Raw genomic sequence first — 22,790 nt, forward strand, 5'->3', positions numbered from 1 at the left:
CTTCGCTTATGCGAAAGATGTTTTCGGTCGCTCATACAAGTGTTCTAAGTTGTCTTGCTCTTTTCTGCTGCTCAATCAGCCTGGCTCAAACGACTCATCATCATGGCGTCTTTTGGGGCAGGCTGGTGCTGGCAGACAGGATCAATGATCGATTGAAGTGGGAAATCTATTTGCAAAAAAGAACCCAGAATATTCCGGGAGAGAAGGGGCTTTTCGGTGCTCCTCATTTCTCCAGCGCCTGGCTCTGGTTCAACTATGCTGCTACTAAGAACCTCAAAGTCTCTGTTTCTCCTTTTGGTTATTTCGATTCCTACATTTTTTTGACCAACCCGGCTGATGCCGACATTCCCGGCGTTAAAGAGTTTCGCTGGGTGGTGCGCCTGGAGCACGAACAAAAGCTGAAGTGGTTTAATGTCTCCAACCGGTACAGTTTAGAATACCGGCGGCGCGACCTGCAGCATAATAATGTGTATCAACCTAACTGGCGTATTCGCTATATGCTGAAACTGGAGAAACCGGTGTACGGTATTCTTTCACATGACAAGCCTGTTTCTTTCTATGCCGGTGATGAGGTCTTTATCCAGTTTGGCAAAGCGGTACGCAATTTTCCTAATGTATTTGATCAGAACAGGATCAGTGCCGGCTTTTCGCTGGATGTATGGAAGCATACAAAAATATCCGTCAGCTACCTGAACATCCTGCAGCAACGGATCTCGGGCAAGGACTTTGATGATGCACATGCGCTGTGGATGGTACTGACGTTGGATCAACTCTTTTCGCGGTTTAAGGGTCGCAAACCTGATTGAGGTTCTCGCTAACGGAACGTTAATGTTGCTGTTGTGGTTTTCTTCAAGCAGCTGATCACGCTCTGGAAAAATGCGCTGGAGGCCTCAAAAGAGTTTTAGGCAGCGGATCACGGTACGTACGGGCAGGGGTAGTGGTTTACCCAATGCCTGCCATACGCCGGCCTGCTGACCCAGCCAGGTGGCGAGGGCGAATTGCCGGTGCGGGTCTTGCCGCAGGGTGGCCGCGATGGCCTTTTTGATCGATTTCCGGCTGAATTTGGCAGCAGGTAATTGCTGTAACCGCAGCACCATTTTTTGTTCGGGATATACCTGCAACAGGCAGGTAGCATAACAAAAGCTGGTGCCGTAGGCAAGCCTTTTGAGATAGGCTGTATTGGCCCTGTTGCCTGTGATCATATGTTTGAGTCGGAGAGCGGGAGAGTTGCCGGCTGCAAACCCCTTGCGAATGCAAAGCAGCACCATTTGTGTGTCTTCTCCACTGGTGAGTTGTTTCCCTGTTCGTCCCGCCAGGGTAAAATGTCCCTGATGGGCCAGTGCCACATATTCTTTCAGTATTGGCGTGCGGGTACAGAGTCCGGTACCGAAGGGATAACAATCCTGCCAGCCCGGTAAACTCGCAAAGCTTTTTTTGTGGTGGTGCTTTTCCTGGAAGGCGATGCGGGCATGGAATTCCAGTGCAGGGGCGATGCCGTCTACAAAGTCGACGGATACGTACCCGGGGCCCCAGGCGGCAACTTCGGGATGTTGTGCATGTAACAGCTTTAGCTGCTGCAGGTAGTCTGGTTCCGGCTCATTATCATAGTCGAAATACACTGTATGATTTCCGTTGGCTGCTTCGATGGCTGCTATGCGCGCATGTTGTACGCCTTGCCGGGCTGCAAATAGTACCCGGCTATTGGGGTGCTGGCTCGTGAACGCCTTGACGGCTTCCAGGGCTGCAACGGGGCGCTCGCTGTTGTTGTCGACGATGATCACTTCGGTGCTTATGTTCTGTGTGTCGAGTTGCTGCACCGCCTGCAGGCAGCGTTGTAATAACCGTTCATCGGGGTTGTAAGTACAGATCACGAGTGTATAGTCCATGATGGCGGGAGCGGTTTCATTGGATATATAATGACTAAAAATAGGTCTTAAATCAGTAACTTCAATAATATGAAGACCTATTTCCGGCTTTTATCTTTTGCGCGGCCGATGGCGCGGTATGCGATCCCTTACATCCTCTTTACGTTGCTTTCGGTGGTCTTCAGTACGCTCAACCTGGCTTTGGTGGCTCCTTTGTTAAGTACCCTGTTCAGTCAGAATACAAAAGGGCAACTGCCGCCTCCGCCCGATCACTTCTTCGATGTGTTTAAGGCCTTCAATTACTATGCGGCCCAGGCTGCACAGCAATACCCGATCTTTACCATTCTGCAGATGATCTGTGGGGTTATCATTGCTTCGGTATTGCTGGGCAATGTTTTCCGGTATCTATCGGAACGTACGATGGAAAACCTGCGTATTCATACGCTGCTGAACCTCCGCAAGGCGGTGTTCAACAATGTGATGAACCTGCACCTGGGATACTTCAACAACGAAAGGAAGGGCGATATCATGTCGAAGATATCAGCCGATGTTCAGGTGGTGCAGTATTCCGTTACGGGAACGCTGCAGGTGATCTTCAAAGAGCCGCTCACCCTGATCGTATACCTTGTTACGCTTTTTATCATCTCCTATAAACTGACGTTGGTCTCCATGCTGGTGATCCCGCTGGCAGGATGGATCATTTCGAAGATCGTTCGCAAACTGAAGGAGCAGGCGATCGCTTCACATCAATCCTATGCGGCAATGATCAGTTACCTCGATGAAGCCCTGCACGGCATCCGGGTGATCAAAGCCTTTAACGCGGTGGGTTTTATTACCGGCCGGTTCAATGCGGAGAATGAACGCTATTCTTCCATTATCCGCTCGATGGCGAAGCGGCAACAGCTGGCTTCTCCGGTGTCGGAATTTCTGGGTATCCTGATGGTGGCAGGCATAGTGCTGTATGGCGGTTCGCTGGTGTTGTTGAAGAACAGCGATCTCAATGCGGCCAACTTTATCGCTTACATCGCGCTGTTTTCCCAGGTAATGCGGCCAGCCAAAGCGATCTCGGCTTCTTTTTCCCAGATACATTCCGGTATTGCTGCCGGTGAGCGTGTGCTGGCGCTGATCGATGAAAAACCCTTGATTGCTGATGCGCCGGGTGCTGTTCCGGTTCCTGGTTTCCGGGAACAGATCAGACTGGAAAATGTTTCTTTTGCTTACCAGGATAAAGAGGTGTTGCACAACGTTAGCTTCTCAATCCCCAAGGGGCAAACCATTGCCCTGGTGGGGCATTCGGGTGGGGGTAAGTCGACGTTGATGGACCTGGTTCCCCGATTCATTCAGCCGATCTCTGGCCAGGTATTGATCGATGGGGTCAACGTGCAGCAATATACCATTGCTTCCTTGCGATCGTTGATGGGCATTGTAAACCAGGAGTCCATTCTTTTCAACGATACCATCTTCAATAATATCGCTTTTGGGTTGCCCCATACCACTCAGGAAGAAGTGGAAGCGGCGGCCCGCATTGCCAATGCGCATAGTTTTATCATAAGCACGCCGGATGGCTACCAAACCAATATCGGCGACAAGGGTGTCAAGTTGTCGGGCGGCCAGCGGCAACGCATTTGTATCGCGCGGGCGGTTTTGAAGAATCCGCCGATCATGCTGCTGGATGAAGCTACTTCTGCACTCGATACCGCTTCGGAGAAGCTGGTGCAGGAGGCCTTGAACAACCTGATGAAGAACAGGACCTCGCTGATCATCGCTCACCGGCTGAGTACGATCCAGAATGCCGACCGCATCATTGTGCTTGAGCATGGCCGCATCGTAGAAGAAGGATCGCACCAGGATCTGCTTTTGCTGAATGGTGTATACCGGAAACTGATCGATATGCAGTCTTTCGTGGTAACGACTGCCTGAGTTCAGGTTGTCGTCTTCAATGCTTCCACCGATCGTTCTACTTCTTCGAGTATGTTGAACTTTTGATAACTCTCGCGATAGTATTCAACATTCTTTTGTTGCCCGCATATTTCGGCACGGTAGAGGGCGTCTGCAAACCAGGATACTACATGCTCGCGTGGGGCCGTGGTGTAATTACCCATGATGAGCCCGCCGTAATAACAATATTCCGGTTCATATACAGCGGCCCGTTTAATGAGGTCGCCACCATTTACGCGGTCGTCGACCTGCTGGAATAAGTGTAGCAGTGATTGTTTGCTCACTGTTTCCATACTGAATCCCAGGAGCAATATTTTCAGGTACTCGACAGCTGTTTCCACATATTGTGGTGTTCTTCTCAAATGGGCATACCTGTTTTCTGCTTCTTGTATGTATTGTAATGCTTCTTCGAATTGTTGTTGCTTCCGGGCGTAGATGGCTTTCGCCAAAGCGGCGTTCGCTAAAAGGTGTGGCTCGTGGTAGGTTTGCGCCAGTGCAAAAGCTTTGTCCATGTCCTCCTTGCCGGAAGCCACTACTTCGGGGTGGTCGACCTGGAACTTCATGATCGCCCGCCGGCTCAGCAGTTGCGATTGTCTTGGTTCATCGCATACTTTTTCCATTTCGTCGATTACGTAATGCAGGAGCCCTACACTTTCCAGATCGCCATAGTTCAATGCATAAAAGGAATAATAATAAACGATATCGGCCATTTCTGCCGGTGTGGGCTTGCGTTGGAAATACTTTGCAAGGTTTTCGGGAAACTCTTTGAAGAGGATAGGATTTCCGAGGAATGTTTGCACCAGGGCAATGAGGGCGGGCGTTTCAGTCGACGTGTTTTGGGTATGCCGCAGGTTCGACCTGGCCGGATTGGTGTAGAGCTCATCATATGCTTCGGCACCGTCGCTTATTGTTGATTGTGCGATATGGACGCCAGCATCTGCTGCCCTTTCTATTTTGCTTTCGAGGTTGAAGGCGTAGGATCGGCCGTGGTTGAGCAGGAAGCGGGAAAGGGCTTCGCCTTCATAGTCTTTCTGCAGTCGTTCATGCCATACCTTATCGTAGAGGTAGCGGGCACTCACTTCATCGCCGTACGATTCGGCCAGGGCCGTGAGCATGTTGAGGGCATCCATCGGTTCGAGCGCAGCGATATGTTGGCGCAGGCGGTCGTGAATAGTGATATTGGATGACGTTGTTGGCTGAAAGGGCGTATATGTTGTTCCTGTTGCCTGTAATGACCTTTCGAAATATTGTGCCGGGTCTATTGCTTCTATGGTGGCTTTGTGACTGCCAAAACGATCTATAATCGTTTGCATGCCTGGCCGTACCTGGCTGCCCGGCATATAGAGGTAGGTGAACCCTTTTGCCTGGGGTGCGGCCTCGTAGAAGCCCAGGTAGTTGCGGTCGCCTTCGAAATCGGCCCCGGAAAAGCCGGCAAACAGGAAGTGATATTGTTGCAGGTACCAGTTGAGCACATTTTGTAATGCCTGTGCACGGCCCCTGAGGCGTTGCTGGCGGGTATCGATCATCGAGGCCGGCGCCGCACAGGATCCATGGATCTTTATGATGGGTATGGTGCCATGGCTTTCCGTTGCGGCGAGCTGGTTGAATCCTTCCTCGTCATAATAGGCTGCATAGGGTATGCCGGCGGCTTCGAATGCCCGTTCGAAATTGCGGTCGAAGTTGGTGGTGACGACAGCCCTTATGATGCCGGTTTGAGCCAACTGTGCAGTATAGTACTGTACGGCATTCCAGGTGTCTGAGTCAACCGCACTTAGTAGCTCGAAATAGCGTATGCCGGCGCGTTCTGCCATGCGTTGGGCCTGGTAGTCGGGCGGAAAGGTATTCTCGCTGCGCTTTTGCCGGATGGCGCCGAGTATCTTATCGCGAAAGTTATCTTTTATACCATACTGGGGCAGCATTTCCCATAGGGTATCGAGTATGGCATCGTTCAGGGCATTCCAGCCGGGCAAAGAGGCTGGCGGCGCCATAGAACAGCCGGCGCCGGCAAAGATGACAAGTCCGTCGTTCGATGATGATGTATTATTCGAGGCCATATGGGTTGCTTTTGTATATGATACGAGCGGCAAATTTACAACATGCGCCGGGGAAATGTTGTGGCTGGCTGCGGTGTTTAGATTTTCTTCAAATTCGTGCTTTACCTATGCGGTATGATAATCCCGATGCGTCTTCTTTTGACCCTCGCCATTTTGCTGGTCGTTTCAGTTTCCCAGGGGCAGTCCGTGAAAGTCACCCTGTCGGGTGTGGTGCGGGATGCTCAGCGTAAAACCCCGCTTGCTTTTGTGAATATCAGGCTGTCAACTGCCAGCGACAGTCTTTTTGTGGCGGGCACCATCTCTGCTGAGGACGGCCGGTTTAGTTTGCCGGATGTGAAGAGCGGTCAATACCTGTTGCAGTGTTCGCATATTAGTTATGCCGCAGTAAGCAAGCCGGTGCTTATCGGTCAGCTCAGCAATTTCATCGATCTCGGAAATATTGACCTTAGCGCTGCACAAGGTGTGCTTGATTCGGTAACGGTTAGGGCTGGTGTAGAGGCAGTATCGGAGCGTATGGACAAGAAGACGTTTGCCGTGGCGCAAAACACCAGTGCGTCGGGCGGCTCGGTGCTGGAGGCTTTGAAGAACCTGCCCGGCATCACTACCGGCCAGGATGGAAAAGTTCAATTGCGGGGCAGCGATAAGGTGATGATACTGGTAGATGGCAAACAAACGGCACTGACGGGTTTTGGGGCGCAGACGGGCCTCGATAATATTCCAGCTTCGGCTATCGATAAAATTGAGATCATCAATAATCCCTCCTCGAGATATGATGCGAACGGGCAGGCTGGTATCATTAACATCATCTATAAGAAAGAGAAGAAAGAAGGCTTTAACGGCAAGGTTGGACTTACCGGTGGGTTGGGCGCTCTTTGGATCAAGCAGGAGAACCTGCCCAGCATCCGGCCACAGTATGCTGCCACTCCCAAGATCAATCCATCCGTATCGCTCAATTACCGCAAGAATAAGTTGAACTTCTTTTTTCAGGGTGATGACCTTTATACCAAAACGCTTAACAAGAATGAATTTGTAGATCGTTTCTATGACAACGGAGATACGGTGCGGCAACAAACCAAGCGCAACCGCAGCACCAATTTTCTCACCTTGCGCACCGGCGTGGATTGGTTCAAGGATCCCAATAATACGATCACCTTGTCGGGACTCTTTGGTAGCGAGAAGATACTCGACCATGGTGATGAGCCTTTCTTCAATGCGGGCCTTTCGAAGCGCTACCGGTTGTGGCAGTTCCTGGAAGATGAATTAAAGACGACGGTAATGGCTGCTGTGAGTTGGCAGCATAAGTTCAAACAACCTGGCAGGGTATTGAATGCGGCGTTCAATTATACCTTTCACCGCGAAGATGAAAAATACTTCTTTACGAATGTGATGCCTTCCTTCACGGGTCTGGATTCCTTTAAACTGATCTCGGATGAGCATGTTGCCGACCTTGCTGTCGATTATATTCAACCGTTAAAGCATGGCCGTTTTGAGACCGGACTGAAGTTCCGCCGTCGCTTTATTCCTGTCAATATGCAGTTCAAGCCGGGGGAGCATTCGCCACTCGACTCTTTGGCGGGCGGCTGGGCAGATTATGGTGAGACCATCCCGGCTTTATACGGTAATTATGTTTACGAGTCAGAGCATCTGGAAGTAGAGGCCGGGTTGCGTATGGAATACGTGCGGCTGGAGTATGATGTGAACCCCACGCACCCTACCTATAAAAGTGAGGCGTATCATTACATTCAACCTTTTCCCAGTATAAGACTGGCGTATAAGTTCGATGATATTCATAAGCTATCGCTGTTTTACAACCGTCGGGTTGATCGTCCCAATGAAGTGGATATCCGCATTTTCCCCAAGTATGATGATGCGGAGATCATCAAGGTGGGTAACCCGGGACTTCGTCCGCAGTTTACGAATAGTCTCGAACTGGGATTCAAGAGTAGCTGGAACCGCGGTTACCTGTTTAGCTCGGTCTATCATAAATGGATGGATGGTACCATTACCCGTATTGCCAGCATGGTACCGGGCAGCAACCTGATCTATGCTATTTTCCAGAATGCCGGCAAAAGCAGTACTTCGGGTGTTGAGCTGATGCTGTCGCAGGCGGCGGGCAAATGGGCACAATTCAACCTTCAGCTAAACGGCTATCAAAATGTTATCAATGCTTTTACGGTGGTTAATAAGTATCCTGCAGAGAATGTGTATTCCGCAGAGAGGGAAGATATTGTTTCTGGTAACGTGAAGCTGAACGGTTTGTTCCACTTATCCAGACAATGGGAGGCACAGATCAGTGCTATTTACCAGGCGCCGGACCTGGTACCGCAGGGTAAAGTATTCAGCCGGTTTTCGATCGACATGGGCATCAAGAAAGCCGTGCAGCAAGGTAAGGGTGAACTGTTCCTGAATGCTACGGATGTGGCCAATACGCTCCGTTTAAAAAAGGAGATCAATGGAAATGGGTTTCGTTATATCAGTACAGATTACTATGAAACGCAGGTTTTCAGAATTGGGTACTCTTATAAATTTTGATATAACGTGAGGCTATAGAAACGCGGGGGCGCCACCGAAAGGGGCGCCTTCTTGTTGATGCCTGGCGATAGTTGTATGGTTAGCGATCAGGTACTAAGTTGTTCAATACTCTGTTGTAGCTCCCTTTCGCTGTTTTGCAGGGTGAGCATCCGGAGCGTCTTTGTCAATTCGTTGTAGTCGGCGGGTTTGGTCAAAAAGCCGAGGGCGCCCAGTCCGGCGGCGATGTTGCGGTCGCGTTGTGCGGAAGAGGTTGAATAGATGATGACGGGTATTTGCCGGAATAGATTGCTGGCTTTGAGCTCGGCAAGGCATTGCCAGCCGTTCATGCCGGGCATGTTGATGTCGAGAAAGATGATGTCGGGTTTTGTGCTGGCAGCTTGCTGCAGCTTTTGGAGGGCTTCTTCTCCGTTGGCTGCGTTGTAGCAGGTGATGCCGGCATCGATATCCCCAATGGCTTCGAGGAAGAGTTCGGTGTCGTCAGCATCGTCGTCTACCAGCAGTATGGTCTTGTACATACTATGCGAAAGGTTTAAGGTCCTGGTTTGGTGATGGGCAATATTATGGAAAATTCTGCGCCTTCGTTCTTCGTGCCTTTTGCGGTGATGGTACCACCGTGGCGTTCCACTATTTTCTTGCAGAGTGCAAGGCCAAGCCCGGTACCTTCGTACCGTGCGGTTTGGTGGAGACGCGCGAACGTTTCAAATATACGATTGGCATACTGCTCGTCAAAACCGATCCCGTTGTCGCGTATACCTATTTGAGCATGGGGTATACCCACGTCGTTTGTAAATGTGGTAGAGCTTATGTGGATAGCTGGCGCTTCGGTTTCTTTGGCAAACTTCAAGGCGTTTTGCAGAATGTTGTAGAACAGCTGGTGCATGAGTATAGGTATGCCATCAATGGCGGGCAGTACATCGACCTGAATGGTGGCGCCCTTTTGTTGGATCATGAGCTCGAGGTCTGTTTCGATGTGGTGGATGGTTTGGTTGAGGTCGATTGATTGCCAGGGCTGTTCAGCAGCGCTCACTGCCGAATAGCTGAGTATGCCTTCTATCACGGCCATCATGCGGTCGGTGGCCACCAGTATCTTGTTGAGCCATGTTTGTCCATTATCCGGTAAGAAGTTGTTGTATTCGTCCTGCATTCGTCTTCCATAAGTCTTGATCTTGCGTACCGGTTCTTTCAGGTCGTGGCTGGCCACATGTGCAAACTGAAGCAGGTCGTCGTTGGACCGTTGCAATTCTTTGGTGCGTTGTTGTACCGCCTGTTCGAGTTTTTCCGTGTTCTCTTCCATTTTTCGCCTGGCTTCTACCTTGGCGGTGACTTCATAGGCGTGCAGCATGATGTCGGTGATGGCGCCATGGCTGCCGGTGATGGGATGTATGACGATGTCGAAGTATCCCTGGCGGGATTGTCCGTTTTTGTGGATGGTGGCGGGGAATTCGGCCGTGAGTACGGGTTCGCCGGTTACATAGGCCTGGGTAAGGTAGTTGCTGAACAAGTTGGCGCTGTCCGGTTCGCATACCTCGGCGATGCGTTTACCGATCAGCTGTTCTTCAGTGTGACCAAACAACTGCTGGAAATGCGGATTGGCAAGGGTATAAGCAAATGAAGGCGGTTGGAGGATGGCAATGGCGGCAGGCGCCTGCATAAAGAAATTGCGAAGCAGGGATTCTGTTTGACGCCGGTTTTCGGCCATGTTGATGTGTGCTTTTACTTTGGCTACTACCTCTTTGGCCGAAAAGGGTTTTACCAGGTAATCGTCGGCGCCAGTTTGTATGCCTTCTATCCTGGCCTCTTCTCCGGCGCGGGCCGACAGCAATATGACGGGTATATGCCGGGTGGCATGATGGTCGCGCAACTTTTCGAGCAGGGCAAGCCCATCGAGCCTGGGCATCATGATATCTGATAACAGCAATTGTGGCTGATGAGTGATCATTTTCTGGTAGGCGTCTTCGCCATCGATAGCCGTTATGACGTTGAATTGATCGGCGAGCAGGCGTTGTACATACTCGCGCATGTCTGCATTGTCGTCTGCAAGCAGTACGGTTGGTTTTCCGTTAGAGAGGGCTGCAGGGAGCTCTCCTGGTGCTTGCAGATGGGGGGCGCTGAACCCTGTGTCGATCCATTTATTGGCTTCTTCCACGAAGGCAGCCGTATTGCGCAGCACCAGTTCGGCAGGCGGTGCAACGATCTTTGCGGCATCGAGGTGGTCTTTCCCCATGGGGATGGTTATTGAAAAAGTGGAACCCTTTCCCTTTTCGCTGTTCACCGTTATGTTGCCATGATGAATGCGTATAAGTTCTTTCACCATCGAGAGGCCAATACCGGTGCCTTCCTGGCTGCGGCCCGCTGATTCTTCTACCCGGTAAAAGCGATCGAATATCTTATCTAATTCGTGTGCGCCAATGCCGATCCCTTCATCGGTTATGGAAATATGTACTTCATTGTCGTGTTGCTTTATTTCTACCAGTATTTTCCCTTTATCGCTGTATTTAAAGGCATTTGATATGAGGTTAAGGATGATCCTTTCCCACATTTCGATATCGACGAACACCTCGCCAGCAATTGGTTGGATCCGTACTTCGAGTTGGAGCCCCGCTTTTTCGATGGCTGCGCGAAACACGCCGGCCAGTTCGGCTGTGAAGCGGCTGATATCTACCTGGGTGAATTTGCCTTCCAGGCGACCGGCTTCGATGCGCGAGAACTCGAGCAGGGTGTTGACGAGTTTCTGCATGCGCAAGGCGTTGCGATGGGCCAGTTCAACCCGTCGTCTTTGTTCGTCGGACAAGCCAGAGTCAAGCAATGCTTCCTCTATCGGCCCCAGTAAAAGGGTAAGTGGTGTGCGAAACTCATGACTGATGTTGGAGAAAAAGATCGTTTTGGCCCGATCGATCTCGGCCAGTGCGGCTGCCCTTTTGCGCTCTTCTTCCAGGGCATGCAGGTTGGCAAAGCTGGTTGCTACCTGGTCGGCGATAAGGTTTAAGAAGGATCGATATTTTGCATCGAGCAGCCGATGGGGATTTTGTCCGAGGACGATGATGCCGTAAGGCTCAGCCGCACCTGCCTGGATGATGGGTAGCAGGATGGCTTTAGAAGAGGCTGTTTTCCAGGCGCCGGCGGGCAATGGGCCGAAGACTGCGTGGGGCTGTTCGAGTACCTGCAGTTTGCGGGTGGCAATTGCCTCCCTTATTAAAGTGGGGAGATTATTACCCGAAGCTAATTCAATCGTGTGCGGAACGGTATCTTTTGCGGAGCCGAGGGGCGTGCTATGGGTAAGTAAGGCTTTATCGCGTGTTATGGAATAGAACAACATGCTGGTAATGTCCTGCGGATTTCGGGCGAGGGTGGAAATGGTTTGCCTGATCACTTCATCGTTGCTGGCGCAGTCGGTGAGGTTAGCGCCCAGTTCGGCCAATGTCTTTAACTGGCGGTCGCCGATGATGCGCTCCGTGTCGTCGGTATTTGCGCAAAAGATGCCTGCCGTGCGGCCATCATCGCCGGGAATAGGGGTGTAGGAGTAAGTGTAATAGGTTTCTTCGGGATAGCCGTTGCGCTCCATGATCAGCAGCTGAGACTCCATGTAAGAGCCCTCGTTCTGCTCCATGGCTTTGCGGGCCAGGGGGCCGGCAAGGTCCCAAATGTCTTTCCAGACCTGGGCAGCGGGAGCTCCCAGCGCCCAGGGATGTTTTCCCCGGACTATATCCAGGTAGGCGTCGTTGTAAAGTTTGGTAAGCTCGGTCCCCCAGCCGATCCACATGGGTTGGCGGGAGGTTAGCATAATGCGGACGCAGGTTCTAAGACTCTGTGGCCAGGTTTCTACGGGGCCTAGTGGGGTGTCGTTCCAGTTGTATGCACGGATACGTTCTCCCATTTCGCCGCCGCCGGCCAGGAATTCGGGCAATGTGTTGGACATAAGGGTCTGGTGCATATGATTGAGTTCTATACAATCATTGCGCCAGGGCGGTCATAGTAGTGTTCTCCGGTATGTGTGTGGGCTGCATCCCGGTTTGCCTATTCAATGGTTACCTCTTTGATGGCAGATTTTAGTTTGCTGTACGGCGCTTTTATAAACATTTCGAGGAAGTCGACCCCGTTTACGAAATAGCGAGCTCCGTGTGTGTTGTTGTGCACGATCATTACCTGTGCATAAGGCATGGTTCGCTGTATGGTGCGGTTGTAAAAGGGGCGGCACCAGGGGTCTGCATCGCCTGCCACAATGAGTGCCGGTACGTTGGAGTAAACGGGTGTTTTGGCAACAGGTGGTTCTGGTTTTACTTTCCAGCAATCGCAGATGCGGTGATCGACATTGTTGAATGGAACGCCGGCAAACCAGGGTAGTATGCTGCTTTGTAGTTCTATAAGCTGCTGACTGGCGTAAGCTATTTGTTCACTGCAGTAGATGCTGTAGCGCATGCCTTCGGACAGGTTGTTGTTACTGTTAAATACATTATCGAGTTGTTCGCGGACGTAGGTTGTATGATGACCGTTTATGATGTCGACCATGGCGGCGGGCACCGTTTTCAGTTGCCAGTTGTTGATGCGGTCGGTGATGGCATCGATCAGTTCGGCCTTGGTGTAATAAGTGGTGAAGCTATCGGCGGCACCTGCAGGTGCATACCGGATGGCGTATCGTTTGCCGGTAATGCCGGTAAAGTATTGCTGAAAGCGCTGGCGGAGGTTGGCGTAACGGTTATCGTGTGTGGAATCGGTTTCGGTATTCGTGAATACCTGGTTGATGCCTTCGTTGAAATTGAACAGCGCATGTTCTTCATAATTGACGTAGCCGGGCAGCGGCGAGTTGAGCAGCAGCATGCGAACAGCTTCCGGATGGTTGCGGGCCACGGTCAGCATGAGTCCACAGCTATAAGAGATGCCACTAAGTGTGAGGGAATCGAGTCCCAGCGCTTTGCGCAGATCGTTGATGTCGGCGGCACTTTCGATGGTGGTATAGGCCGAAAGGTCGATGCCCTGGGCGCTGAGTCGCTTGCGGCATTGGGTTACCGCAAGGGCTTCGAGGCTATCGGCCGCGAGGTTTTCGCGGTAAGCGCGCTGGTGGGCGGCAGGCACTTCGGGACAATCGAGGCAGGGTTGGGCGAGTTGGGTGCCCCGCTGGTCGAAGAAGATCACGCCGCCAAATTTGAACCAATCGGAGTTGTAGCGGATACTGTCGAAGTTGGCGATCGTAGAGTAGCCGGGGCCGCCGGTGGTAAACAGGGATATGTTCTTTACGGAATCCTGTTGTGGCTGACGTACAAAGAGGAAGGGTATTTTGATGGTGCGGCCCTTCGGCTTTTGGCGGTTTTCCGGTACAACGAGGTAACCGGAACGGGCAAGGAGGCCGGGCGCGATCTTCACCCGGGAGGGAGTAGCTTCAATGATGGGTTTGTATCCTTGTGCCTGTGTGGCTACGGTGCCTATCAGCAAAAGGGCTATGAGTATAGGGGATGTTTTCATGACTGAAACTTTGACGCAAATTAAGGCGCGCGGGCTTGCGGGGAATAGTAAAAAACGGACAAACTCCAGATTGGGTGAGGAGGGGGCTGTTGCCCGCTATGGTTGTTGTGCCGCGGGTTTGTTGCTGATGTTGCTGAACCTGGTGCCAGTAAAATTTTCGACGTCCCTGTAAAAGTGGCTCTGGTCATAATAGCCAAAGGCTGTATGATCGAAGCTGGTGCGTTGGCTGATCCAGGCGGTGAGGGCGTTGCGGGCACGGAGGGTGGCAAAGAATTGTTTGGGACCCACTCCGATGGCATCGGTGAAGTACCGGTAGAATGTTTTTTCGGTGAGGTGCAGGTGACTGGCCAGTTGTTGATTATTGAGTTGCATACCGGAGGCTGAAAACTGGTCGATGGCCTGGCGAACAAATGACAGTGGATGGGCCAGCGTGCGATGGCGGGTGTATTGATCGAGGAGGTGTTGCTCCACGAGCTGGAGGCGGGTGTTGAAGTCTGCCGGCCGCTTAAGTTTGCGCAGGAGCGGTGCCGGGATCAATTGTGTTACGGATACGATCTCATGGCCTATGGTAGTTTGCGATGTGCCGAAGATCGCTTCAAAACCGCCGGGGTTAAATTTGATGGTGAAGATATTGTCGGAGGGCAGGTTGCATCGTTCCACAATACCACTGCGCAGTACGAGTACATCGGTTTGCCGGTCTACCTGCTGCAGGTCGTTGCCGTGCCTGAGCTGGTAGGGTGCGCCGAGGTTGATCCAGATGGTGGGGGTGTAACTGGGGAACATTTTGACGGTAAAGGGAGCGTCGCCCACGTATTGCTGCATGGCTTCGGGAGAGGTTTCCGAATAGAATTCTACAAAGGGGTGCAGCACGGGGCATGGCTGTGCGAAACGGTAAAGTTTCCGGATATCATCAAGTATCTCCACCATGCTGTAAAGATGCATGGATTTCGCAGATGTTGCAAGTAAAAACTACTATCAGAGCACTTAACCAAATGGAAAACACCAAAATTGAACAAGATGGAAACTGGCTATGGGAAAATGAGTTAAAAAGGAAAGGTGAGTAGCGGCGCCGTTGCGTATTAAAGATACGATCATGGCTATGCGGGTTCCAAATTTTTTCTGTTAAACTAAGTTTAAAGGGTACGCGGGGAACGGGGTGGGCGGGCAGGAGGGGGAAACGGGGCCGGATATCCCAGGGTACTAAATATTGGGGAAAGGTAGGTGTGACAGATACGGGTTATTGGCTTTTTGCTGCACTATACACAATATTTGCTACCGTTTAGTGTAGTTGGATTGGTATAGTGACCGGTGGGCTGTAGGTTTGCTGGCATAGAACAGTTGATTTGCGATTCAAAGCTTCCATATTATTTGTTTGTTTGCTGGTGTATGTACTGGAACTGGTGTTGATTCCGTTGATGCTGCCTGCCGCTCCTGCGCACGTGCATGTCCTTGAGGTAAAGCGCAAGCCAGCCTGTTGCCGAAGCAGGGTGACAGAAGCTCCCTGTTCCAAGCCAACACAGGAGGCTTGCTGTAAAACGAATTGTTGCCTCAGCAGTCCGCTGAGTCATGTAATTCCTTTGGGTGGTGCGAACGGTGGTGGTGTTGAATGCCGTGTTGTTGTCAGGATCTATCCTTATTATTCTTCTCACTATTTCTATACTTATTACCGGGTAAGCTGGAAGCCACCGGATGCCTGTTAGATCCGTGCCGGATTTTCCTTTTTATTTTAACCTCATTATTATCAATTTAATCGAACGATATGAAGAAGCTATTTTTATTGGCGGCTACTGGCCTTTTATTGACAAATGCGGTGACTTTTGCCAATGGTGACAAGCCAATAACGGGCAAGGCTAAAACCGAAAAATGTTGCAAGAAACATTGCTCCAAGCCTGGCAAACCCTGCTGCGACAAGAGCAAGTGTGTAAAATCTTAAGGTTATAGGTTCGTGCTTAAAAGGCTCCCGGAAACGGGGGCTTTTTTTTTGTGGGTCATTCGAGGTGAAGCGCCGGCCAGGTGTGGTGATAGTGTTCGCCAAGGTCCTTTTTAATTGGTCTCGAACAGGAAACGGTCCAACGATCTTTTGATCAGTAGGCCGCCTGCATCGAGCTCGAGTATCCTGCGGAGCAGGGTAACGAGTTGGGTATAGCTGGATGGCTTAGCGGCGTACAGATTGGCACCGGCCAGGTAGGCGCTTTGTACAAAGTTGGGGTTTATGGTGGTGGAGAACATGACGATGGGCACGTTTTGCAGTGTTTTGTCGGTCTTGATCTCATTGAGGGTTTCGAGCCCGTTCTTCAGCGGCATATTGATGTCGAGGAAAAGGAGATCGGGCAATACGATGGCCTTGTGCAGATAGTCTATGAGGTCTTTGCCATTGGGGAAGGTGAGGGGGTGCTGTTCGATGGACAGGTCTTCGAGGGCCTGTTGGAACAACAGACGATCATCCGGATCATCATCCGCCAGCATGATAAAGTACTTTGAGTAGGGCATTTTTATTGGTAGGGGGTCGGTGCAAAGATACGGTGCGGGCCTGAATCGGGCAAAGCGATCCGTCGTGTTGCGCTCAAGTAAGATGTGCAAGAATTGCTCTTATTGGCGAGTCCGTTTAGCTATGGCGTTATCTATACTCCAGGGATAGTTTGTAATTGTTGAGAGGAAGAAGCCAGCCGCGCTTACCGCAAACACGGAATAGTCGAGCGGGGCGCGGATGCCAAAGGCCAGCGTCATGCAGATAGCGAAGGTCAATGCGAGCACTCCGCTGCTTAATGCTGCCCATTTGGTCCATAGACCGATAATTAATAACACACCAAGCAACAGTTCCAATATGGTTGCCAGGATGGCGAATACTTCAGCCATACCATCGGGCAGGAAATACATTAGTTGGTGGGCATAGGCAGAGAAGTGCTGCCAGTCGCCCCAGGCTACTCCCGGTGTTCCATATGGTCCCCAGCCGCCTAGCCTGTCCAGGCTGGGGGAGATGAAACCTACGCCCAATGCAAGTCGAAGAAAGGCTTGTGGAAGTACCTGGTTGAATCTCATTTAAATGGGATTGATTATCAGCGCAAGATACATCTTTACTCGTGTCGTTTGGAGGGCTGCTGGGTTTAGTTGATCCCCAAAATGGGTAGTCAATTACACACTCCTTGTATCGAAAACGGGTTGGCCAGTTTTTATATACTGCTAAAGGGTGGGGCCCGCAAAGCCCTCCTAAATTCCTACAATCAATTAAATAATACTTGCATGTCCCGTTCTGCGAGAAAAAGCAATTTACAACCCCTCGAGAAAAAGCCTACCGGCATTTCGGGCTTTGATGAAATTACCGGTGGTGGTTTGCCGGCCGGCCGGCCTTCCCTGATCTGCGGCGAAGCCGGTGCGGGGAAAACGTTGTTCTCCATCGAGTTTATTGTTCGTGGCGCCATTGAGTTCAAAGAACCCGGTGTGATCGTAATATTTGAGGAGCAGGCTGCCGACCTGGAGAAAAATGTGGCTTCCCTTGGTTTTGATCTCAAGAAATTACAAAAAGACAACATGTTGTGGATCGATCATGTGCATATCGACCGCAGTGAAATTGAAGAGACCGGCGAATATGATCTGGATGGCCTGTTTATCAGGATCGGTCATGCCATCGACAGCATCGGCGCCAAAAGGGTCATGCTCGACACCATCGAGAATCTCTTTGGTGGCCTTTCAAACGAAGGAATCCTAAGGGCCGAGTTGCGGCGACTGTTCGGTTGGCTTAAGAACAAGGGCGTAACGACCATCATTACCGGCGAAAGAGGCCAGGGCACTTTCACGCGGCAGGGCCTGGAAGAATATGTGTCCGACTGCGTGATCCTGCTCGAGCACCGGGTTACCAATCAGATCTCCACGCGGTTACTACGGGTGGTCAAATACCGCGGGTCGCTGCACGGCACCAACGAATATCCCTTCCTGATCGATGAAGAAGGCATCTCGGTGCTGCCCGTTACTTCACTGGGCCTGGACAATGCCGTATCGTCGCAACGTATCTCTACCGGTATCCTTTCTTTAGATAGTATGTTTTCCGGAAACGGCCTGTTCCGCGGAAGTTCGTGCCTGGTGAGCGGTACCGCCGGTACCGGCAAAACGAGCATTGCCGCCTATTTCGCCGAGGCTTCCTGCAACCGCCGGGAGCGTTGTTTGTATTTCGCGTTTGAAGAATCACCAAAGCAGATCGTTCGCAATATGGGGTCGATCGGTATCGATCTCAAGCGTCATATGGATGCCGGCCTGCTGGAGATACATTCTCTTCGACCTACGCTTCACGGCCTGGAAATGCACCTGGTGGCAATACACCGGGCAGTGAAGAAATTTAAACCGCGTATGGTCATCGTCGATCCTATCACCAACCTGGTAACGATCGGGTCGATGTCGGAAGTAAAGTCCATGCTGATCCGCCTCATCGATTTTTTACAGGGGGAAGGCATTACGGTGCTTTTTACCGCGCTTGTCTATGACAAAGATGCCACTGTGCAAACCGATGAAGGTATTTCCTCGCTGGTCGACACCTGGCTACTGGTTCGGGATATTGAAGCGAATGGTGAAAGGAACCGGGGTATTTACATTATGAAGTCGCGGGGTACCAAGCACAGCAACCAGGTGCGCGAGTTCGTGATCAACGACACTGGCCTGGAGTTGGTCGATGTGTACCTGGGGCCGGACGGTATTTTGATAGGGTCGGCCCGCGAAGCGCAACAGTTGAGTGAAGTGACCGGTTTGGAACTCCGTCATTATGCCAAGAGCCGTAAAGACCGTGAAGTGGAACGCAAGCGAATGGTGCTCGAGTCAAAGATCGCTACTCTCAAAGAGGAATTTGAATCGGTGCGGGACGAACTCAATAAGACGTTTGTGGAGGAAGATCTGAAAAACGAGATCATGGAGAAGAACCGTGATGAACTCACTAAAACCAGGAATACCAGAAACAGCAGCCATGGCAAAAGGAAATAAATCAACCCCAGTGAAACCGGTATTTCCGGTGACGAAGGCTGTCAAAATGAATCCCGATCGATGGCAGCTGCGGCTTTATGTGGCGGGCAATACGCCGAAATCGGTAACGGCGCTGGCTAATCTTAAGCGTTATTGTGAAACCCATCTCGAAGGCCGATATGAGCTGGAAGTCATTGACCTGCTAAAACATCCGCAGTTGGCGGCGGGCGACCAGATACTGGCCATCCCTACATTGGTGCGTAAGGTACCGGTACCGGTGCGTAAGATCATCGGCGATCTCTCGAACGAAGAAAAAGTGTTGGTGGGCCTGGACCTTAAACCTGTAAAATAACATCATGGAAAAAAGAGTGCAGAAGGGTAAGGAAGAGTCGGTGTTACCGGCTTACAAATTCCGGTTGTTTGTTACGGGAAGCACGCCTAACTCTGTTCGTGCCATCAACAACTTGCAGCGTATCTGTGAAGCCCATCTGGCAGGTCGCTACTCGCTGGAGATCGTTGATGTGTACCAGCAGCCTGCCGTAGCTCAATCGGAACAGATCATTGCACTGCCCCTCCTGATCAGGAAAATGCCTTTGCCGGAAAGGAAACTGATCGGCGACCTGTCGGAGACTGAAAGGGTGCTGAACGCGCTCGGCTTAAATGAATGACATGAACAACTCAATAAAATCGACTGAAGAGCTGCTGCAGGAGCTGGAGGAAACCCGTCGCCAACTTCTGGAAGCGGAGGAGATCATCGAGGCCATCCGTACCGGTCAGGTGGATGCCCTGGTAGTTCAGAACGGCGGCAAGCACCAATTGTATACGCTTCATACTGCCGACCATGCCTACCGAGTTTTCATCGAGAAGATGAACGAAGGGGCGGTTACTTTAAACAGGCAGGGGAATATTCTTTATGCCAACTCGCAATTTGCAGCCATGGTGTGCAAGCCTTTGTCGCTGATAATTGGTTTGCCTTTTAGGGAGTTTATCGCGCCCGCATCGCGGCCCTACTACCTGGGCTTGTTTGAGGTCTCCTGGTCCAATGACTGCAAGGGTGAAGTAGCGCTCTTGTGCCTGGACTATACGATACCCATCCAGTTGTCATTGAATATGCTGGAACTCGCGGATGGTGTAGCGATGAGCATTATTCTCACTGACCTTAGTTTTCAAAAAGCGGCCCAGCAACAACTCGAAGACAACAACCGGCAACTGGAGCACTTGAATAAAACCCTGGAAGCCAGTAATCATGATCTGCAGCAGTTTGCTTCCGTTGCTTCGCACGATCTGCAGGAGCCACTACGAAAGATCCAGCTATTCAGCGACCTGATCAAGACCAGCGGTAAATCGAACCTGAGCGCCCGTGAGCTAAACTACCTCGATAAGATCATTGCTTCTGCCGACCGGATGAAAACCCTGATCGTGGATGTGCTGAACTATTCGCGCCTGGCGGGCAGCGAAGGCGGTTTTTCGATGGTTGATCTCAATAGGCTGGTGAAAGACCTGCTCGAAGACTTTGAATTGGTGATCCAGGAAAAGCAGGCACGCATCGAGCTTTCGGCATTGGCGATACTGGAGATCAATCGAGGGCAGATCCGGCAGATGATCCAGAACCTGGTGTCGAATGCGCTGAAGTTTTCCAGGCCGGGTGTGCCGCCGGTAGTAACCATCACCGGCCGAAGGCTGGCTTTGAAAAAGTTTGACAGTGCTCCGCAGGCAGATGGTCCTTTTTACATGATCTGTGTGACCGACAACGGGATCGGGTTCGAAGAAAAATACATTCCTACTATATTCGCTCTTTTCGAACGGCTCAATGCCAAGGAGAAATACGATGGTACGGGCATTGGCCTGGCGATCACCAAGAAGATCGTAGAGAAGCATGATGGACTCATCCATGTTAAAAGTAAGGTGGGTCAGGGTAGTGAATTCCAGATCATTCTCCCTGTAAAACATCTTCGCTGAACCAGGCCGTTGTTGTTGACCTCAACCGGCAATTCCAGCCTGTCACAGTCAAGGTCCTCCTCACGTTAAAAAAAATCAATCGGCACGTTTTTGTATTAAGGGGCAATGAAGATAATTAAGCTATCCTTTGGCGGTTTGCAGCAGGCAGCAGTGTCTATAGGACATTTACCTGATGGACTAAGCTAAAATCAAAGTTTATGAATCTTGTCAATGCATCCCACCGGGCCAGGGTAGGTTTTATTCTGTCCTGCCTGTTGCTAAGTACAACAATGTTTGCTCAAAAGAAACCCAATATCCTGGTGATCTTCGGTGACGATATAGGCGTTCCCCAAATCAGTGCTTATACGCAAGGATTGATGGGTTATAAGACGCCGAATATCGATCGTATTGCACGTGAAGGTTGTTTATTTACCGATGCCTATTCGCAAAACAGCTGTACGGCAGGCAGGGCTTCTTTTATCCTGGGGCAGGAGCCTTTCCGCACAGGGCTGCTCACTATTGGTATGCCGGGTGATCCCCATGGCATCACCTCATGGATGCCCACCATCGCCGATGTGATGAAAGGGCAGGGATATGCTACCGGCCAATTTGGTAAAAACCACCTGGGCGACCGGGATGAGCATTTACCCACCAAGCACGGGTTCGACGAGTTCTTCGGCAACCTTTATCACCTTAATGCGGAAGAAGAGCCCGAGGGCTATTTCTATCCCAAAGATGCCAATTTCAGGAAGCAGTTCGGACCCCGCGGTGTGATCCGTTCTTCTGCGGATGGTAAAATAGAAGATACGGGCCCGCTCAATGTAGCCCGTATGCCCGGCGTGGATGAAGAATTTCTCACCGCTGCCAAAGGTTTTATTGATCGGCAGGCCAAGGCCAATAAACCATTCTTTGTATGGTTCAACAGTACCCGGATGCACGTTTTTACGCACCTGAAAAAAGAGTCTTTGGGTAAAACGGGTAAGGGTATCCATGCCGACGGTATGGTGGAGCATGATGGCATGGTAGGAGAGTTGCTGAAACTGTTGGATGACCTTAAGATTGCCGACAATACGATTGTACTGTACACCACTGATAATGGAGCAGAACTGGCTTTGTGGCCCGATGGTGCGATGACCATGTTCCGTGGTGAAAAAGGCACGACTTGGGAAGGCGGTTTCCGCTGCCCCATGATGGTGCGCTGGCCCGGTGTGATAAAGCCTGGAACAGTATCGAACGAGATCATTTCATTGCTTGATTGGTTCCCTACGCTCAGTGCAGCGGCAGGTGCCGGCGATGTAAAACAGAAGATGCTGACAGGGTTTAATACCAATGGGAAGACCTTTAAAGTACATCTTGATGGCTATAATTTCATGCCTTATTTCGAGGGTAAACAAACCTCCGGACCGCGCGATGCGATCTATTATTTCGACCAGGGAGGCAACCTCAACGCCATCCGCTGGAACGACTGGAAGCTGTCGTTCGCTACCTCACACGGTAATATCGCCACCGGTACCCGTCAGGTATCGGCCTGGGCCTTGATCGCCAACCTCCGTATGGACCCGTATGAGCGGGGGCTGGAAGAGGGTGGAGGGGCAGTTGATTTCCTGGCCAGGAATATGTGGATCCTGGTGCCCGTGCAACAAAAGATCAAGGAATTCTTCAAGGACTTTGATAAATATCCTTATCAGGCAGGTAGTACGCTAAACCCGAGTGGTATCGGTTATGGATTGCTAAGGCAGCAGGATGCATTGAAAAGGCTACAGGAATTAGAGACGCTCTCGGCACCGCGTAATTAGCTGCAACTACCTACCGGCTCGTTTCTGCATCGCATCATGCTCAATGGCAGACCATGCAGTGAGCAGTCTGTAATGCTGTTCTATGAGCGCCATAAGTAGCTACATTCTTTGCAAAGGCTGCCGGTTTACGGCAGCCTTTTGTATTTGGCCGCTGGCATCAGAGTTGCCAATGGTAAAAGCCATAGGAATATGCGGGACTTATATTGTTGTAACACTGAGGGTGTTTTTACTGTTTTAAATAAGGTTCCGATGTATTACCTTGCGTA

17 protein-coding genes are annotated in these 22,790 nt (G+C 51.0%); 9 read left to right on the top strand and 8 right to left on the bottom strand.

Annotated elements, in window-relative coordinates; translation table 11 throughout:
* Positions 1-17: 17 nt before the first annotated feature.
* A complete protein-coding gene (locus P2H89_RS19240) occupies positions 18-806 on the top strand; it encodes a DUF2490 domain-containing protein (RefSeq protein WP_275830006.1) in 789 nt (262 codons plus the stop codon).
* Between the two features lie 84 nt (positions 807-890).
* On the opposite strand, the gene P2H89_RS19245 is transcribed toward P2H89_RS19240, so the two are convergent.
* Entirely contained in the window at positions 891-1,886 is a 996-nt protein-coding gene (locus P2H89_RS19245; protein WP_275829829.1) for a glycosyltransferase, read from the bottom strand.
* Between the two features lie 69 nt (positions 1,887-1,955).
* Here P2H89_RS19245 and P2H89_RS19250 point away from each other — a divergent pair, with 69 nt between their 5' ends.
* A complete protein-coding gene (locus P2H89_RS19250; protein ID WP_275829831.1) occupies positions 1,956-3,785 on the top strand; it encodes an ABC transporter ATP-binding protein in 1,830 nt (609 codons plus the stop codon).
* Between the two features lie 2 nt (positions 3,786-3,787).
* Here P2H89_RS19250 and P2H89_RS19255 read toward each other — a convergent pair whose 3' ends face one another.
* Positions 3,788-5,857, bottom strand: coding sequence for an SIR2 family protein (locus P2H89_RS19255; protein ID WP_275829833.1), 2,070 nt, complete (start codon positions 5,855-5,857; stop codon positions 3,788-3,790).
* Positions 5,858-5,983: 126 nt separating this feature from the next.
* Between P2H89_RS19255 and P2H89_RS19260 the strand changes: the two genes are divergently transcribed.
* Positions 5,984-8,389 carry an outer membrane beta-barrel family protein gene (locus P2H89_RS19260; protein WP_275829835.1) on the top strand — a complete coding sequence of 802 codons (2,406 nt, stop codon included), beginning with the start codon at positions 5,984-5,986 and terminating at the stop codon, positions 8,387-8,389.
* Positions 8,390-8,475: 86 nt separating this feature from the next.
* On the opposite strand, the gene P2H89_RS19265 is transcribed toward P2H89_RS19260, so the two are convergent.
* From P2H89_RS19265 to P2H89_RS19280, 4 genes are all read right to left on the bottom strand, one after another.
* A complete protein-coding gene (locus P2H89_RS19265) occupies positions 8,476-8,904 on the bottom strand; it encodes a response regulator (RefSeq protein ID WP_275829837.1) in 429 nt (142 codons plus the stop codon).
* A 14-nt stretch (positions 8,905-8,918) separates the two neighbouring features.
* A complete protein-coding gene (locus tag P2H89_RS19270) occupies positions 8,919-12,320 on the bottom strand; it encodes an ATP-binding protein (protein ID WP_275829839.1) in 3,402 nt (1,133 codons plus the stop codon).
* A gap of 83 nt (positions 12,321-12,403) precedes the next feature.
* A complete protein-coding gene (locus P2H89_RS19275; RefSeq protein WP_275829841.1) occupies positions 12,404-13,846 on the bottom strand; it encodes an alpha/beta hydrolase in 1,443 nt (480 codons plus the stop codon).
* A gap of 96 nt (positions 13,847-13,942) precedes the next feature.
* Entirely contained in the window at positions 13,943-14,773 is an 831-nt protein-coding gene (locus P2H89_RS19280; protein WP_275829843.1) for a helix-turn-helix domain-containing protein, read from the bottom strand.
* 416 nt (positions 14,774-15,189) lie between these two features.
* Here P2H89_RS19280 and P2H89_RS19285 point away from each other — a divergent pair, with 416 nt between their 5' ends.
* On the top strand, positions 15,190-15,546 hold the full coding sequence (locus P2H89_RS19285) for a hypothetical protein (RefSeq protein ID WP_275829845.1): 357 nt from the start codon (positions 15,190-15,192) through the stop codon (positions 15,544-15,546).
* Between the two features lie 343 nt (positions 15,547-15,889).
* Here the strand turns inward: P2H89_RS19285 and P2H89_RS19290 are convergent, their stop codons facing one another.
* On the bottom strand, positions 15,890-16,336 hold the full coding sequence (locus P2H89_RS19290) for a response regulator (protein ID WP_275829847.1): 447 nt from the start codon (positions 16,334-16,336) through the stop codon (positions 15,890-15,892).
* A gap of 99 nt (positions 16,337-16,435) precedes the next feature.
* A complete protein-coding gene (locus P2H89_RS19295; protein WP_275829849.1) occupies positions 16,436-16,885 on the bottom strand; it encodes a DUF417 family protein in 450 nt (149 codons plus the stop codon).
* A gap of 201 nt (positions 16,886-17,086) precedes the next feature.
* Here P2H89_RS19295 and kaiC point away from each other — a divergent pair, with 201 nt between their 5' ends.
* The 5 genes from kaiC to P2H89_RS19320 all read left to right on the top strand — a co-directional run bounded on the left by kaiC (position 17,087) and on the right by P2H89_RS19320 (position 22,524).
* Entirely contained in the window at positions 17,087-18,811 is a 1,725-nt protein-coding gene (gene kaiC / locus P2H89_RS19300; protein ID WP_275829851.1) for a circadian clock protein KaiC, read from the top strand.
* 46 nt (positions 18,812-18,857) lie between these two features.
* Positions 18,858-19,142 (top strand): circadian clock protein KaiB, encoded by a 285-nt coding sequence (gene kaiB, locus P2H89_RS19305; RefSeq protein WP_345799370.1) that lies wholly within the window; start codon positions 18,858-18,860, stop codon positions 19,140-19,142.
* Between the two features lie 4 nt (positions 19,143-19,146).
* Entirely contained in the window at positions 19,147-19,458 is a 312-nt protein-coding gene (locus tag P2H89_RS19310; RefSeq protein ID WP_275829855.1) for a circadian clock KaiB family protein, read from the top strand.
* A gap of 1 nt (position 19,459) precedes the next feature.
* Positions 19,460-20,749 (top strand): ATP-binding protein, encoded by a 1,290-nt coding sequence (locus P2H89_RS19315; protein ID WP_275829857.1) that lies wholly within the window; start codon positions 19,460-19,462, stop codon positions 20,747-20,749.
* A gap of 197 nt (positions 20,750-20,946) precedes the next feature.
* Positions 20,947-22,524 carry an arylsulfatase gene (locus P2H89_RS19320; protein ID WP_275829858.1) on the top strand — a complete coding sequence of 526 codons (1,578 nt, stop codon included), beginning with the start codon at positions 20,947-20,949 and terminating at the stop codon, positions 22,522-22,524.
* The last annotated feature ends 266 nt before the right edge of the window (positions 22,525-22,790 follow it).

The organism is Paraflavitalea sp. CAU 1676 (genome assembly GCF_029223285.1).
Lineage (GTDB): Bacteria > Bacteroidota > Bacteroidia > Chitinophagales > Chitinophagaceae > Paraflavitalea.